The following is a 14137-nucleotide window of genomic DNA, read 5'->3' as shown; positions in this document are numbered from 1 at the left end:
GCAGCGTCAGGCGGCTTTGGGTAAGGCGACTGCGTGTCTTTTTTCTGGCGCCAGAATTTTATCGGCGCAGCATCGTACAAAATCAGGGTTCGCGAAACCTTTATTTACGATGTCGTTGAAAGGTTTCGCGAGCGGTTGGTTTCAGGCGGCTTCCTGGCTGACAGTGAGGATGGTCAGCAGCGATTGAGCGTGTTCGGCGGCGTCCAGGCCCAGGCTGGTCAGATAGCCTCCGTCGACCTGGGTGGTGAGGCCTTTTTCGTGCAGGCGTCTGGCCGCGGCGACGGCAGATGGCGCCGCAACGTGGTGAACCTTCAGACCCTCCTGGGTATTGCTCAGGTTGAACAGTGACAGGATTTCCAGTTCAGCAATCAGTTCGGGGGTAAACGACATAGGTGCTCCAGACTTTTTCCAGTGGATACACCGCGACGGGAATCGCAGGCGTGACAGCCTCGTGGACAACCGGCAGCGAGGCTTTTGCAGTGTAGTTAGCGTCTGGAGGTTTTGCAGAAAGTTGCTGGCCGGTGGTCAGGTGGAAGACGCGGCCCCTTGTAGGAGCTGGCTTGCCCTGCGATCGGCGACGAAGTCGTCGTAAATCCTGTGCACACGGTATGTCTGGCTGATCGCTGTAGCTGCTAACGCAGCTTGGTTTCACCTGGCGGCGAGTTACGCGGACCAGTGTAGGAGCTGGCTTGCCCTGCGACCGGCGACGAAGTCGTCGTAAATCCTGTGCACTCGGTATGTCAGGCCTGACGCTTTAGCTGCTAACGCAGCCCTGTTTCGCCTCACGGCGAGTTACTTGGAAAAGCCCCAAGTAACCAAGGGCTTCTTACCCCGCCATACGGCATCTCGCCTAGGCTCGATGTACCCGCACTCCGGCAATGCTCCGTGGGCCCGCCGCGAATGGGCCATCCATGGCCCACGCGGCTCTCGCGACATCCTGTCGCTCGACCCACTGCGCATCGCCTGCGTTCGGCCTTCTGGGACGGGGCCCCAGATCAAAAACAGATCAAAAGCCAGATCAAAGGCCGGCGAAACACAGAACTTCTGTGGGAGCGGGCTTGCCCGCAAAGGCGTTCGAGAGACCGCCACCGCCAGCAAGCCGGAATGCTACGGAGAACCGTTAGCGGGCGGGCTTACTCTTCGTCGTCCAGTTCCACACCCGGCGGCAGTTCTGGCAGGGCGCGCAGGGCCTGTTCGTACCATTCGGTGTTGAACGGGCGGTCTTCTTCGAGGATGCCGTCGATCTCCACCGCCAGCACGTGGGCCATCATGTTGAGGATGTCGTCACGCTCGTAACCGACCAGCGTCAGCTTGTTGAAGGTGGCCTTGGCCGCTGGCGGCTCGCCGCTTTCGATCTGGTTTTCGATGGCTTGGGTCAGGGTCGATTCGGCGAAGGCTTCGTCGTCGTTATCGGTGTCGATTGGATCACTCATTTCGGGCTCCTCAGAACAATCCCGCAGTCTAGCTGTAATTTCCTACGAAAGAGATCGGCATTGCTTCTGACATCAAGCAATAAATATTTTTTACTGCTGTGTAAGATTTTTTGTCGCTGCGGATTCTGCGATGTGCAGGTCGGCGAGCGGCCAATGAATGCCCAAATGGCCAAGGAGGCCTGTCAATGTTCAAGCTGTACGGATTCGCTTCAAGCAACTACTTCAACATGGTCAAGATGGCGCTTCTGGAGAAGCAACTGCCCTTCGACGTCGTGCCCATGCATGGCTGTCAGAACCCGAAAACCTTGGCCGTCAGTGCCCGTGGCAAGGTGCCGGTGCTGGAGACCGAACAGGGGTTCATCAGTGAAACCGACGTCATCCTGCGTTATCTGGAAGACACCCAGCCCTACATCCCGCTGTTGCCTGCCGACCCGTTCAGCCGGGCCCAGGTCTGGACAACCGTCAAGGAAATCGAGCTGTATATCGAGCTGCCAGCGCGGCTGTGTTATGTCGAGGCGCTGTTTGGCGGGCGAGCGACACCCGAAGCGTTGAAGGCCAAGGCCCGGCGAGATCTGATCAAGGGTTTTGCAGCGTTGGCGCGCAGGGTCAGGTTCAGCCCTTATTTGGTCGGCGCCGAGTTCACTCTGGCGGATATCTATTTCATGTACAGCGTGGATCTGGCGCAGCAGGTCGGCGAGCGCCTGTTCGGGCTGGATCTGTTGAGTGAGATCAAGGGGGCGAGGGAGTTGCTGGCACGACTGAACGACAGGCCCAGTGCGCGGATCGTCGCGGCGGATCGGGAACTCGACTATCCGATCTTTCTCAAGCGCGTGCAGGCGGTAGCGGCAGGGTGAAGCAGGGCGGGGCGATGATGACGATCATCGCCCCGCTTGCGGAATCAGCGGCTGGCCAGCAGTTGCTGACCGCGAACCACGGCGGCGCGAACCTGCGCCGGCGCGGTACCGCCGATATGGTTACGGGCGTTGACCGAACCTTCGAGGGTCAGCACGGCGAATACGTCCTGCTCGATCTGGTCGCTGAACTGGCGCAGCTCGTCCAGCGACATTTCCGCCAGATCCTTGCCGGTCTGCACGCCGTATTTCACGGCATGGCCAACGATTTCGTGGCAGTCACGGAACGGCAGGCCGCGGCGTACCAGGTAGTCGGCCAGGTCGGTCGCGGTGGAGAAACCGCGCAGGGCCGCTTCACGCATGATCGCGTGCTTGGGCTTGATGGCCGGAATCATGTCGGCGAATGCGCGCAGGGAGTCGCGCAGGGTGTCGGCGGCGTCAAACAGCGGTTCCTTGTCTTCCTGGTTGTCCTTGTTATAGGCCAGTGGCTGGCCTTTCATCAGGGTCAGCAGGCCCATCAGGGCGCCGAACACGCGGCCGCTCTTGCCACGGACCAGTTCCGGCACGTCAGGGTTTTTCTTTTGCGGCATGATCGAGCTGCCGGTGCAGAAGCGGTCCGGCAGATCGATGAACTGGAATTGCGCGCTGGTCCACAGCACCAGTTCTTCGGAGAAGCGCGACAGGTGCATCATCGCCACGCTGGCCGCCGAGCAGAATTCGATGGCGAAGTCGCGGTCGGAGACGCTGTCCAGTGAGTTGCCGCCCACGGCTTCGAAGCCCAGCAGTTGGCAGGTCAGCTCGCGGTCGATCGGGTAGGTGGTGCCGGCCAGCGCCGCGCTGCCCAGTGGCATGCGGTTGGTGCGCTTGCGGCAGTCGACCAGACGCTCGTAGTCGCGGCTGAGCATTTCGAACCACGCCAGCATGTGGTGGCCGAAAGTCACCGGCTGTGCGGTCTGCAGGTGAGTGAAGCCCGGCATGATGGTGTCGGCTTCGCGCTCGGCCAGGCCCAGCAGGCCCTGTTGCAGGCGGGTGATCTCAGCGAGGATCAGGTCGATCTCGTCACGCAGCCACAGGCGGATGTCGGTGGCGACCTGGTCATTGCGGCTGCGGCCAGTGTGCAGTTTTTTGCCAGTGATACCGATGCGATCGGTCAGACGCGCTTCGATGTTCATGTGCACGTCTTCCAGGTCCACGCGCCAGTCGAAGCTGCCGGCTTCGATCTCGCCCTGAATGGTCTTCAGGCCGTCGATGATGCTGTCGCGCTCGGCGTCGGTCAGCACGCCGACCTTGGCCAGCATGGTGGCGTGGGCGATGGAGCCCATGATGTCGTGGCGGTAAAGGCGCTGGTCGAAAGTGACCGAGGCGGTGAAGCGTGCGACGAAGGCGTCGACGGGTTCACTGAAGCGGCCGCCCCAGGACTGGTTGGTCTTGTCGGTGCTCATGGATTCGCTCGCTGCTCTGCTGGTTGCTGTACTGATGAAGAAATGGCAAGGCCGATTTTAAAAGGCGCGGGCGATGATAACAGCATTGCCGTTTTTTTATCCCGGACAGCTTGCCCATAACCGGATGAGCGCAGAGACTGGAGCCATGCAAAACGAGCGCAATCAGCCGGGCCAGAGCGCTTCGCCCGGAAAAGAGTTCTTCCTTCCGGAACTGTGCCTGCCGCAGGCGCTGCTGGTGCTGGTCGTGCTGGCGGAATTGCTGGTCATGGTGCTGGTGCTGGTCGAGCCCATGCGTCCGGCATTCGACTGGGTGCGGCTGGCGCTGATTTCCCTGTTCGTGCAATGGATCGTGCTGCTCTCGGCGGCGTTGCTGTGCGGGCTGCGTCCCTGGCTGGCACGCTTGCCTGCGGGCATGGCCGGTGCCATCGGCTGCCTGCTGGTGGTGGCCGTGACGGTGCTGTGTACGGCAGTCACCGATTACTGCCAGCTGGCCGGCGTCACCCCGGTCGATGGCGCGCTCGAACGCTATCTGCGCTATTCATTGATTGCCGTGATCATGTCCGCGCTGATGTTGCGCTACTTTTATCTACAGAGTCAGTGGCGCAAACAGCAGCAAGCGGAGTTGCAGGCGCGGATCGAGTCGTTACAGGCGCGGATCCGTCCGCATTTCCTGTTCAACACGCTCAACAGCATCGCCAGCCTGGTCACCAGCGACCCGGCCAAGGCAGAACAGGCGGTGCTGGATCTGTCGGACCTGTTTCGCGCCAGCCTGGGCAAGCCCGGCAGCCTGACCACGTGGCGCGAAGAGCTGGAGCTGGCCAGGCGATATCTGTCGATTGAGCAATATCGACTTGGCGAGCGTCTACAGTTGGACTGGGATATCAGTGCAATTCCCGACGATTTGCCGATTCCCCAGCTAACCTTGCAGCCATTACTTGAGAACGCGTTGATCTACGGAATCGCGCCCCGTGTCGAAGGTGGCGTGGTCAGAGTCGAGGCGGACTACGAACGGGGAGTATTCATATTGCGTGTCAGTAATCCCTATGACGAAGTCGCCCGACGGCAGACTTCAAGCGGCACTCAGCAGGCCTTGGCAAATATCGGCGCCCGCATCACGGCACTTTTTGGCCCCCTCGCGAGTCTGAGCGTGGAGCGCCGTGACGGTCGTCACTTCACCTGTCTACGCTATCCTTGTGCGAGACTCACGCAGGAAGCCAGAGCAATATGAATGTCCTGATCGTTGATGACGAACCCCTAGCCCGCGATCGCCTGAGCCGTATGGTGGGCGATCTTGAGGGTTATCGGGTCCTTGAACCCAGTGCCACCAATGGCGAAGAAGCCCTGACGCTGATCGACAGCCTGAAACCCGATGTGGTGTTACTCGACATCCGCATGCCGGGTCTGGACGGTCTGCAGGTCGCCGCCAAACTGTGTGAGCGCGATACACCTCCAGCCGTGGTGTTCTGCACCGCCCACGACGAATTTGCCCTGGAAGCCTTTCAAGTCAGTGCCGTGGGTTATCTGGTCAAACCGGTGCGTCCGGAAAACCTGCTCGAAGCCCTGCGCAAGGCCGAACGGCCGAACCGCGTGCAACTGGCAGCCATGACCCGGCCCGCCGCCGAGAGCGGCAACGGTCCGCGCAGCCATATCAGCGCGCGGACCCGCAAAGGCATCGAGCTGATCCCGCTGGATCACGTGATCTATTTCATTGCCGACCACAAATACGTGACCTTGCGCCATGAGGACGGCGAGGTGCTGCTCGACGAGCCGCTGAAGGCGCTGGAGGACGAGTTCGGTGACCGCTTCGTGCGTATCCACCGCAACGCGTTGGTGGCTCGCGACCGTATCGAGCGTCTGCAACGCACACCGTTGGGGCATTTCCAGTTGTTCCTCAAGGGGCTCAACGGCGATGCGCTGATTGTCAGCCGCCGGCATGTGGCGGGTGTGCGCAAGATGATGCAGCAGCTCTAGCCTCTGATTCGCTGGATCACGGATGGCCTGTGGGAGCGAATTCATTCGCGAGGCGGTGGCACAGCCGACGAATTCCTGTCGAATGTACCGGCCTCTCGCGAATGAATTCGCTCCCACAGGTTTTTGTGATGGTCACAATGCCGGGTAGTGACACGCCGCCGCATGGCGTTCGGTGGACGATTTGAGATCATGAGGCGTCGCAGACAGCCATCGGCCCCGCCGGGCCGAGCTGTTATCATTCGCCGCATTCATTCAGTACGGATTGATCCATGTCCTCTCGCGAAATCCGCATCGCCACCCGCAAAAGCGCACTGGCCCTCTGGCAGGCCGAATACGTCAAGGCCCGCCTGGAACAGGCGCATCCGGGCCTGATCGTGACACTGGTGCCGATGGTCAGCCGTGGCGACAAGCTGCTGGATTCGCCGCTGTCGAAAATCGGCGGCAAGGGCTTGTTCGTCAAAGAGCTGGAAACCGCGCTGCTGGAACACGAAGCCGACATCGCCGTGCATTCGATGAAAGACGTGCCGATGGATTTCCCGCAGGGGCTGGGCCTGTTTTGCATCTGCGAGCGTGAAGACCCGCGCGATGCGTTCGTGTCCAATACCTTCGCCAGCCTCGACGAGTTGCCGGCCGGCAGTGTTGTCGGCACGTCCAGCCTGCGTCGTCAGGCTCAACTGCTGGCGCGCCGTCCGGATCTGAAAATCCAGTTCTTGCGCGGCAACGTCAACACTCGGCTGGCCAAGCTGGATGCCGGCGAGTACGACGCGATCATCCTCGCTGCTGCCGGTCTGATCCGCCTCGGCTTCGAGGACCGCATCACCGCTGCCATCAGCATCGACGACAGTCTGCCGGCTGGCGGACAAGGGGCCGTGGGTATCGAGTGCCGCAGCGTCGACACCGAGCTGCACGCCTTGCTGGCGCCGCTGCATCACGCCGAAACCGCTGTACGGGTGACTGCCGAGCGGGCGCTGAACAAACACCTCAATGGCGGCTGTCAGGTGCCGATTGCCTGCTACGCCGTGCTGGAAAACGATCAATTGTGGCTGCGCGGCCTAGTCGGTGATCCGGCGGGCGGCTTGCTGCTGCGCGCCGAGTCGCGAGCGCCGCAGAGCGATGCTCAGGCGTTGGGCGTGCAGGTGGCCGAAGCGCTGCTGAGCCAGGGGGCCGGCGCCATCCTCAAGGCGGTGTACGGCGAGGCGGACGAGGCGTGAGCAACTGGCGTCTGTTGCTGACCCGTCCGGCCGAAGAGTCGCAGGCGCTCGCGCAGACGCTCGCCGATCAAGGCGTGTTCAGTGCCAGCCTGCCGCTGCTGGAGATCGAGCCGCTGCCGGTTTCGGAAGAAAACCGTTCGATCATCTACAACCTGGCCACCTACTGCGCGGTGATCGCGGTCAGTAAGCCTGCGGCACGCCTCGGGCTGGAACTGGTCGACGAAATCTGGCCGCAGCCGCCGATGCAGGTGCAGACCTGGTTCGCCGTGGGCGCCGCCACTGCGCAGATCCTCGATGACTACGGGCTGCGGGTGCACTACCCCGAACAGGGCGACGACAGCGAAGCGTTGCTCGATCTGCCCGAGTTGCAGCGGGCCCTGTCCGGCTTCGATCCCAAAGTACTGATCCTGCGTGGCGAAGAGGGCCGCGAGCTGCTGGCCGAGCGCTTGCGCGAGCGCGGTGCTACTGTCGATTACCTGCCGCTGTACCGTCGCCATCTGCCGCAATACCCGGCTTTTGCCCTGCCGCAGCGTGTTGCGGCGGAACGCCTGAACGGGCTGGTGGTCAGCAGTGGACAGGGGTTTGAGCATTTGCGCGAATTGGCTGGCGATGCCTGGCCGACGCTTGCGCAGTTACCTTTATTTGTACCGAGTCCCCGGGTCGCGCAACTTGCGCGCAATGCCGGGGCTCTTGCCGTAGTCGACTGCCGTGGCGCCAGTGCTTCGGCCTTGCTGGCAGCGTTGCGGGAACATCCCGCGCCTGCCTTACAGGCGTAATCACCGACTCGTCGGTTTACGCGGTTACGCCCCATGCAAAGGATGGATACGTGAGCGAAACAGTCTTGCCAAAAGATGACGTTGAACCGGTGGTGACCCAGTCGGCACCGCTGTCGGACCCAGCGCAACAACAACCTTCCAGACGTCGTGGCGGTCAGGGGCTGGCGGTGCTGGCTCTGCTGCTGGGCGCTGCCGGTGTGGCCGTGGGCGGCTGGAGCGTGTGGCAATTGCGCGCGATTCAAGCCGGTCACCAGCAACAGTCCGGGCAATTGCAGGACATCGGCGCGCAGACCCAGATGCTCAAACAGAGCGAGCAGCAACTGGCCGCGCGGCTGGCGCAATTGCCGCCGGCTGAAGAGCTGGAAGACCGCCGCCGTCTGGTGACCCAGTTGCAGGGCGATCAGCAGCGTCTGAGCCAGCGTCTGGAAACCGTGCTGGGCGCGAGCCGCAAGGACTGGCGTCTGGCCGAGGCCGAGCATCTGCTGCGTCTGGCCAGCCTGCGCCTGTCGGCGTTGCAAGACATCAACAGCGCCCAGGCGCTGGTGCAGGGCGCCGACGAAATTCTCCGCGAGCAGGACGACCCGGGTGCCTTCGCTGCCCGCGAACAGTTGGCGAAAAGCCTGGCAGCCTTGCGCAGTGTCGATCAGCCGGACCGCACCGGCTTGTTCCTGCAATTGGCGGCCCTGCGCGATCAGGCCATCGAGCTGAACGCGCTGGCGCCGGAGTACAAGGACAAGGGTGGTTCACTGTTCGGTCTCACCGATGGCAGCGAGGACAGCTACTGGGCCAAGTGGTGGGACAACATTTCCCATTACATCCGCATCGACTTCAACGCTGACAAGAGCATTCGTCCGCTGTTGGCCGGGCAGAGTCTGACCCAGGTGCGTCTGGCGTTGAGCCTCGCACTGGAGCAGGCGCAGTGGGCCGCGCTCAATGGCGAAGCGGCGGTCTACAGCAAGGCGGTCGCCGAAGCTCGCAGCGTGTTGGACAGCAACTTCAATCGCGACAACCCGCAGAGCAAGGTCATGGGCGAGCGCCTCGACGAACTGGCCAAACAGCCAGTGTCGGTGCTGACGCCGGACCTGGCGCAGAGCCTGGGTGCGGTGCAGGCTTATCTGGAGCAGCGCCACACGCCGGTCGGCGGCGCGCTGGACAAACAGGCTGACGGAGCGCAGCCGGGGAGTCGCCCATGAAGCGCGCTTATGTGATCGTCTTCGTTCTGATCGTGCTGGCGGCGCTGGTCGGCCTCGCGATTTCTCGCCATGCCGGCTACGTGCTGATCGCCTATGACAGCTTCCGCTACGAGTCGAGCCTGTGGGCGGCACTGGGTCTGTTGGTGGTCATCGGGTTGCTGGTCTGGGTGATACGCGGGTTGCTGCTGTTGCTCACCACGTCCGGTGGCGTGGTCAACCCATGGTCGCGGCGCAACCGCAGCCGTCGGGTGCAGATCGCCATCGAACAAGGGCAGATGGATCTGGCTGAAGGCCGTTGGGCCAGCGCCCAGCGCCATCTGCATCGGGCTGCCGAAGCTGATCGTCAGCCACTGCTGTATTACCTCGGCGCCGCACGGGCGGCCAACGAGCAGGGCCGTTACGAGGAGAGCGACAATCTGTTGGAGCGCGCCCTTGAGCGTCAGCCGCAGGCCGAACTGGCGATTGCCCTGAACCACGCGCAGTTGCAGCTTGATCGGGGTGACAGCGAAGGCGCCCGTGACACATTGCAGGCCATGCAGGAGCGCCATCCGCACAATCCGCAGGTGCTGCGCCAGTTGCAGCGGCTGTACCGCCAGCGCGGCGAGTGGTCCGATCTGATCCGCCTGATGCCGGAGCTGCGCAAGGACAAAGTGTTGCCTGCCCAGGAACTGGCAGAGCTGGAAAAACGCGCATGGAGTGAAAACCTGTCGCTGGCCGCTTACCGGGAAACCGGCAACGAGGCTGGGCCTGCCGGCCTGCCTGCGCTGGACAAGGCCTGGCAACAGCTGACATCGGCCCAGCGTCAGGAGCCTGCGCTGATTCTGGCGTACGCCGAGCAACTGCGTCGGCACGGTGCCGATGTGCAGGCCGAAGAAGTGCTGCGGGCAGCGCTCAAGCGTGATTACAACAGCCACCTGGCGCGGCTCTACGGCCTGGTTCGCGGTGCTGACCCGGTCAAGCAACTGCAGGCCGCCGAGGGCTGGCTGAAGCAGCACCCGGATGACCCTGGTCTGCTGCTGACGCTGGGGCGTCTGTGTCTGCAAGGCGCGCTGTGGGGCAAGGCCCGGGATTACCTGGAAGCCAGCCTGAAGCTACAACGCAACCCGGAAGCCTGTGCCGAGCTGGCGCGGCTGCTGGGACAGTTGGGCGAAACGGTTCGCAGCAATCAACTGTTCCAGGAAGGTCTGGGCCTGCTCGACGAGCGCCTGCTGGCGCGACCGTTGCCGGCGTTGTCGTGAGCGTCTGAAAAAGAAGGCCCTGCGGGGCCTTTTTTTTGATGCCCGATTTTTGCGTATTCGCCTGACTGTAGGAGCGCGCTTGCCCGCGATGGCGCCGTGTCTGCAAAAAATGTCTGGTCTGACAGGACGCAATCGCGGGCAAGCGCGCTCCTACGGATTTTGCCTACGCCCTGCGAAATGCGTAGGACATTTCCATGCCGTAATTAATTGCTGCGATTCTTCCGATGAAAATCAGTAAGAAGTCTTGAGACCAATATCGGTAATTCCTTACGGAAACCAAGAAATATCGCCCTCCAGTTACCTTGAAAGCGAGTCTCCGTTTCCTCTACCGTAGCCGCCTTCGTCTTTTGTTACGGAATATCCATGCATCTGGCCCGCACACGCTCCCTGTTTTTTCTGGCGTCTTTCGCCTGTGTGTTGATCATGGGAGTGGTCGTGTATCTGGAACGCGTCATTGGCGTCATGCCTTGCCCGCTGTGTTATGTGCAGCGTGCCCTGCTGTTTTCGTTCTCGATCGTATGCCTGCTGGCTACGGTTCATTCGCCCGGAAGAGCCGGCTGGCGTGTCTACTCCGGCGTTCTTTTGCTGGTTGCGTCAATGGGCGCCGCTGCGGCGGCCCGTCAGGTCTGGCTGCAGGCGTCGCCGCCGGAGAACATGGAATCTTGCCTCGACAGCCTGCAGCATCTGATCGACACCGAGTCATGGTTAAACGTGATGACGTCGATCCTGGCGGGCAGCGCCGGTTGCAACGAAATCACCTGGTCACTGTTCGGCATCAGTCTGCCGGAGTGGAGCCTGCTGGCGTTTGCGGGTGCAAGCCTGTTTGCCCTGTACTACCTGTGCATCGAATTTCGCCTGCCGCGACCCGTGGATTCGGGGGCGTCGGATTAAACACTTGTATGAACTTTCTCACCTGCGTACCTTGAAGCGCTGAACGTGCGGGCATAATCTGGGCCGCACGCGTCATCGGAACAATGCTGCTGTCGACGTTTTTTCACAGCCGGTTTTCATAGGCATCGGCCCGTACCGGAGCGGATTCAGGTCGTGTGCCCCTGAAGGGAAGAGAGAACATCATGCTGGAAAGTTGTCAGAATGCTCAGGAACGCTGGGGCGGTGTGCACAAGCTGATCGACCGTTGGCTCCAGGAGCGTAACGAGCTGATTCGGGCCTATGACGATCTGGGCGCAGAGCCCGAAGCATTGTCCAAAACCAAAAAACCATTGCAGGAATTCTGCGCCACTCTGGTCGACTACGTTTCTGCCGGACACTTCGAAATCTACGAGCAGCTCACGGGCGAGGCCAAGGCCTTCAACGACACGCGCGGCCTTGAGCTGGCTGACACCCTCTATCCACGTATCGATGTCATCACCGAGAAGCTGCTGGCCTTCAACGACCTCTGCGACAAGGGCCAGTGTGTGGCCGAGAAGTTCAAGGAGTTGGGTGGCTTGCTGCACGAGCGTTTCGAACTGGAGGACTGCCTGATCGAGGTGCTGCACACCGCGCACAAGGCGCAGGACGCCGTTCAGGCCTGACGCTGTTCAGGACATGAAAAAAGGGTGCCTTCGAGGCACCCTTTTTTATTGCGACACCGCCATCAGCTCGATTTCGAACACCAGTGGCGTGAACGGATCGATAAGGTCGCCAGCACCTTCTGCACCGTAGGCCTGCGCGGAAGGAATCACCAGACGCCATTTGGCACCCACCGGCATGTCGGCGAGGGCGGTGGTCCAGCCGGCGATCACGCTGTCCAGACGGAACCATTGCGGCTGCTGGCTCTGGTCGAAGATCGTGCCGTCAGGCAGGCGTCCGACGTACTTCACCTGCACGCGGCCGTTGATGTCCGGCTTGGGGCCGTTGCCCGGCGTCAGCTCGGTCATGAGAATGCCGTCCGCCAGTTGGCGCACACCAGGCTTGGCTCTCTCGACGTCCATGAAGCGTCGCTCTTCTTTCAGCGCTGCTTCTGTCTGTGGTTCGGACTGACCGGAGTTTTCCGCCTGGGCGAGCGCCGCGTCGTGGTCGTTGAGAATCTGCTCCATGCGTTCCGGCTTGATCGCCAGAGGCTTGCCCTGATACGCCTGCTGCAGCCCATCGACCAGTGCCTGCAATTGCAGATCCGGGGCTTCCTGGCGCAGACGCTCACCCAGGCTCGCACCCAGGCTGTAGGCCAGGTCATGGGCATTATCGGAGGGTGGAGCATCGGTCGCGTGAGCAAGTGGAACCAAGAGGAACAACGACAATAACGGGTAGCGCGACATGAATGCTCTCCGGCCTGGGGAGTGGCGATTATGCCAGCGCCGGCGACCGAATGTGATGGGCAGTTGAAGGGATTTTCCATGTCTTGCAACAGACTAGAAATTGTAGTGTCAAGATGCCCTAGCGGCAGTGCGGGCAGAGGTCTAGTATGAGCCGCATTCAAATCAGACAGGAGGTAAATCATGTCGGCCACCAAGAAGCCAGTAAACACTCCGTTGCATTTGCTCCAACAACTCTCGGGCAGCCTGCTCGAACATCTCGAAAATGCCTGCTCCCAGGCTTTGGCTGACGCTGAAAAACTGCTCGCCAAGCTGGAGAAACAACGCGGTAAAGCACAAGAGAAACTGCACAAGTCGCGTACCAAATTGCAGGACGCTGCAGCGGCCGGCAAAGCCAAGGCGCAAGCCAAGGCCAAGGACAGCATCGGTGAACTGGAAGCTTTGCTCGATGCCTTGAAAGATCGTCAGACCGAAACCCGCACGTACATCCTCAACCTCAAGCGCGATGCTCAGGAAAGCCTGAAGCTGGCGCAGGGCGTGGGTCGCGTAAAAGAAGCCGTGGCGAAAGCGCTGAGTGATCGTGCAGCGAAAGCTCCGGCCAAGGCTGCCAAGCCTGCGGCTAAACCGGCTGCGAAACCTGCTGCTGCCAAGGCTCCGGCCAAAGCTGCGGCCGCCAAACCGGCCGCCAAGGCACCTGCTAAAGCAACTGCCAAACCAGCAGCAGCGAAACCTGCGGCCAAGGCTCCAGCGAAAACCGCAGCGGCCAAACCGGCTGCAACCAAGGCTCCTGTCGCAGCAAAAGCGGCTGCCAAGCCAGCGGCGAAACCTGCTGCCAAAGCACCCGCTACCGCTGCGAAGGCACCGGCGAAAACCGCCGCTGCCAAACCAGCAGCCAAGCCGGCGACAGTTGCAGCGAAGCCCGCTGCCAAACCAGCCGCTAAACCGGTTGCTGCCAAAACCGCTGCCAAGGCGCCAGCCGCCAAACCTGCTGCCAGCGCTGCTGCAAAACCTGCTGCCGCAAAAGCTCCGGCCAAACCCGCTGCTGCCAAACCGGCTGCGAAGGCACCTGCTGCCGCCAAGCCTGCTGCTGCGAAACCTGCGGCCAAATCGGCCAGCAAACCTGCTGCTGCCAAACCCGCTGCCAAGCCGGTAGCGAAACCCGCCGCCAAGCCAGCCACTCCGGCACCGACCGCCACCGCGACTCCGGCGGCGCCAGCAGCATCGACTGCTCCAGCCGCACCGGCCGCAACACCGGCTGCCGGTTCGACCCCGAGCAGCGCTTCCTAAGTGATATCCGTCCCGGCGCGTTGCAGGATCTGCAGCGCGTCGGGGTTGTCGGACGCGGCGTCCCCCGCCAGCGCCTCCAGCCAGACGCCGGGTAACGGCGTGCCCTGTTCAGGCCAACCCTGAGTCAAGCGCTCCAGCCGCACCAGCAATTCACGCTCGGCATCCAGTTCCAGCGTCTTCAATCGTTCACGCAATGCCGCCAACTCCGGATCGCTCACTGCTTCGGCTTTCCATTGCGTGCGCAGTGCCCGCAACGGTCCGACCACCTGATCGTGCCAGGGCGTCGCCAATTGTCTGATTTCTCCGGCGCGCTGTGCGTCGAACAACACCCCGCCCTGGTCCAGCCAGACGCCGCACAACAGTGCGCAGACGTTGCCGCCGCTGGCCTGCAGCGCCAGACAGGCCTGCTCCACGCCCGGCCGGGCGTAAAAATCCAGGGTGAAACTCCAAAGGTCAGAAGGCATAGTCATCTACCTGTTCTGG

General features: G+C 61.9%; 15 protein-coding genes. 10 read left to right on the top strand and 5 right to left on the bottom strand.

The window, feature by feature from the left end; translation table 11 throughout:
- Positions 1-141: 141 nt before the first annotated feature.
- Entirely contained in the window at positions 142-390 is a 249-nt protein-coding gene (locus ACIPL0_RS02425; protein WP_400596690.1) for a TIGR02647 family protein, read from the bottom strand.
- Between the two features lie 743 nt (positions 391-1133).
- Positions 1134-1433 (bottom strand): hypothetical protein, encoded by a 300-nt coding sequence (locus ACIPL0_RS02420; protein ID WP_400593987.1) that lies wholly within the window; start codon positions 1431-1433, stop codon positions 1134-1136.
- Positions 1434-1618: 185 nt separating this feature from the next.
- On the opposite strand from ACIPL0_RS02420, the gene ACIPL0_RS02415 reads away from it, so the two are divergent.
- Positions 1619-2287 carry a glutathione S-transferase family protein gene (locus ACIPL0_RS02415; protein WP_400593990.1) on the top strand — a complete coding sequence of 223 codons (669 nt, stop codon included), beginning with the start codon at positions 1619-1621 and terminating at the stop codon, positions 2285-2287.
- Between the two features lie 44 nt (positions 2288-2331).
- Here ACIPL0_RS02415 and argH read toward each other — a convergent pair whose 3' ends face one another.
- Positions 2332-3726, bottom strand: a complete 1395-nt coding sequence (argH, locus tag ACIPL0_RS02410) for an argininosuccinate lyase (protein ID WP_400593993.1) — start codon at positions 3724-3726, stop codon at positions 2332-2334.
- A gap of 145 nt (positions 3727-3871) precedes the next feature.
- On the opposite strand from argH, the gene ACIPL0_RS02405 reads away from it, so the two are divergent.
- From ACIPL0_RS02405 to rsd, 8 genes are all read left to right on the top strand, one after another.
- Complete coding sequence (locus ACIPL0_RS02405) at positions 3872-4954, top strand: sensor histidine kinase (protein WP_400595155.1); 1083 nt, start codon at positions 3872-3874, stop codon at positions 4952-4954.
- On the top strand, positions 4951-5697 hold the full coding sequence (locus ACIPL0_RS02400; RefSeq protein ID WP_093466028.1) for a LytTR family DNA-binding domain-containing protein: 747 nt from the start codon (positions 4951-4953) through the stop codon (positions 5695-5697). Before ACIPL0_RS02405 ends, ACIPL0_RS02400 begins: the two co-directional genes overlap by 4 nt.
- 269 nt (positions 5698-5966) lie before the next feature.
- Positions 5967-6908, top strand: a complete 942-nt coding sequence (gene hemC / locus ACIPL0_RS02395; RefSeq protein ID WP_400593996.1) for a hydroxymethylbilane synthase — start codon at positions 5967-5969, stop codon at positions 6906-6908.
- Complete coding sequence (locus ACIPL0_RS02390; protein ID WP_400593999.1) at positions 6905-7684, top strand: uroporphyrinogen-III synthase; 780 nt, start codon at positions 6905-6907, stop codon at positions 7682-7684. The genes hemC and ACIPL0_RS02390 overlap by 4 nt, the downstream gene beginning before the upstream one ends.
- 110 nt (positions 7685-7794) lie before the next feature.
- A complete protein-coding gene (locus ACIPL0_RS02385; protein WP_400595157.1) occupies positions 7795-8877 on the top strand; it encodes a uroporphyrinogen-III C-methyltransferase in 1083 nt (360 codons plus the stop codon).
- Positions 8874-10115 (top strand): heme biosynthesis HemY N-terminal domain-containing protein, encoded by a 1242-nt coding sequence (locus ACIPL0_RS02380; RefSeq protein WP_400594002.1) that lies wholly within the window; start codon positions 8874-8876, stop codon positions 10113-10115. Before ACIPL0_RS02385 ends, ACIPL0_RS02380 begins: the two co-directional genes overlap by 4 nt.
- A 363-nt stretch (positions 10116-10478) precedes the next feature.
- Positions 10479-11006, top strand: coding sequence for a disulfide bond formation protein B (locus tag ACIPL0_RS02375; RefSeq protein WP_400594005.1), 528 nt, complete (start codon positions 10479-10481; stop codon positions 11004-11006).
- Between the two features lie 182 nt (positions 11007-11188).
- On the top strand, positions 11189-11647 hold the full coding sequence (rsd, locus tag ACIPL0_RS02370) for a sigma D regulator (protein WP_400594008.1): 459 nt from the start codon (positions 11189-11191) through the stop codon (positions 11645-11647).
- A 45-nt stretch (positions 11648-11692) separates the two neighbouring features.
- On the opposite strand, the gene ACIPL0_RS02365 is transcribed toward rsd, so the two are convergent.
- A complete protein-coding gene (locus ACIPL0_RS02365) occupies positions 11693-12370 on the bottom strand; it encodes an FKBP-type peptidyl-prolyl cis-trans isomerase (protein WP_400594011.1) in 678 nt (225 codons plus the stop codon).
- 180 nt (positions 12371-12550) lie between these two features.
- On the opposite strand from ACIPL0_RS02365, the gene ACIPL0_RS02360 reads away from it, so the two are divergent.
- Entirely contained in the window at positions 12551-13654 is a 1104-nt protein-coding gene (locus ACIPL0_RS02360; RefSeq protein WP_400594014.1) for an AlgP family protein, read from the top strand.
- Here ACIPL0_RS02360 and ACIPL0_RS02355 read toward each other — a convergent pair.
- On the bottom strand, positions 13651-14118 hold the full coding sequence (locus ACIPL0_RS02355; RefSeq protein WP_400594017.1) for a TIGR02444 family protein: 468 nt from the start codon (positions 14116-14118) through the stop codon (positions 13651-13653). The two genes, ACIPL0_RS02360 and ACIPL0_RS02355, sit on opposite strands and share 4 nt — an antisense overlap.
- Positions 14119-14137: the final 19 nt, after the last annotated feature.

It is taken from the genome of Pseudomonas sp. NPDC090208, assembly GCF_044746785.1.
GTDB lineage: Bacteria > Pseudomonadota > Gammaproteobacteria > Pseudomonadales > Pseudomonadaceae > Aquipseudomonas.
This window is presented reverse-complemented; position numbering and strand designations above follow the sequence as displayed.

Bases quoted from the DNA above. Each gene is read 5' to 3' on its own strand.
- ACIPL0_RS02425 (WP_400596690.1), bottom strand. From the start codon at position 390: ATGTCGTTTACCCCCGAACTGATTGCTGAACTGGAAATCCTGTCACTG.
- ACIPL0_RS02420 (WP_400593987.1), bottom strand. From the start codon at position 1,433: ATGAGTGATCCAATCGACACCGATAACGACGACGAAGCCTTCGCCGAA.
- ACIPL0_RS02415 (WP_400593990.1), top strand. From the start codon at position 1,619: ATGTTCAAGCTGTACGGATTCGCTTCAAGCAACTACTTCAACATGGTC.
- argH (WP_400593993.1), bottom strand. From the start codon at position 3,726: ATGAGCACCGACAAGACCAACCAGTCCTGGGGCGGCCGCTTCAGTGAA.
- ACIPL0_RS02405 (WP_400595155.1), top strand. From the start codon at position 3,872: ATGCAAAACGAGCGCAATCAGCCGGGCCAGAGCGCTTCGCCCGGAAAA.
- ACIPL0_RS02400 (WP_093466028.1), top strand. From the start codon at position 4,951: ATGAATGTCCTGATCGTTGATGACGAACCCCTAGCCCGCGATCGCCTG.
- hemC (WP_400593996.1), top strand. From the start codon at position 5,967: ATGTCCTCTCGCGAAATCCGCATCGCCACCCGCAAAAGCGCACTGGCC.
- ACIPL0_RS02380 (WP_400594002.1), top strand. From the start codon at position 8,874: ATGAAGCGCGCTTATGTGATCGTCTTCGTTCTGATCGTGCTGGCGGCG.
- ACIPL0_RS02375 (WP_400594005.1), top strand. From the start codon at position 10,479: ATGCATCTGGCCCGCACACGCTCCCTGTTTTTTCTGGCGTCTTTCGCC.
- rsd (WP_400594008.1), top strand. From the start codon at position 11,189: ATGCTGGAAAGTTGTCAGAATGCTCAGGAACGCTGGGGCGGTGTGCAC.
- ACIPL0_RS02365 (WP_400594011.1), bottom strand. From the start codon at position 12,370: ATGTCGCGCTACCCGTTATTGTCGTTGTTCCTCTTGGTTCCACTTGCT.
- ACIPL0_RS02360 (WP_400594014.1), top strand. From the start codon at position 12,551: ATGTCGGCCACCAAGAAGCCAGTAAACACTCCGTTGCATTTGCTCCAA.
- ACIPL0_RS02355 (WP_400594017.1), bottom strand. From the start codon at position 14,118: ATGCCTTCTGACCTTTGGAGTTTCACCCTGGATTTTTACGCCCGGCCG.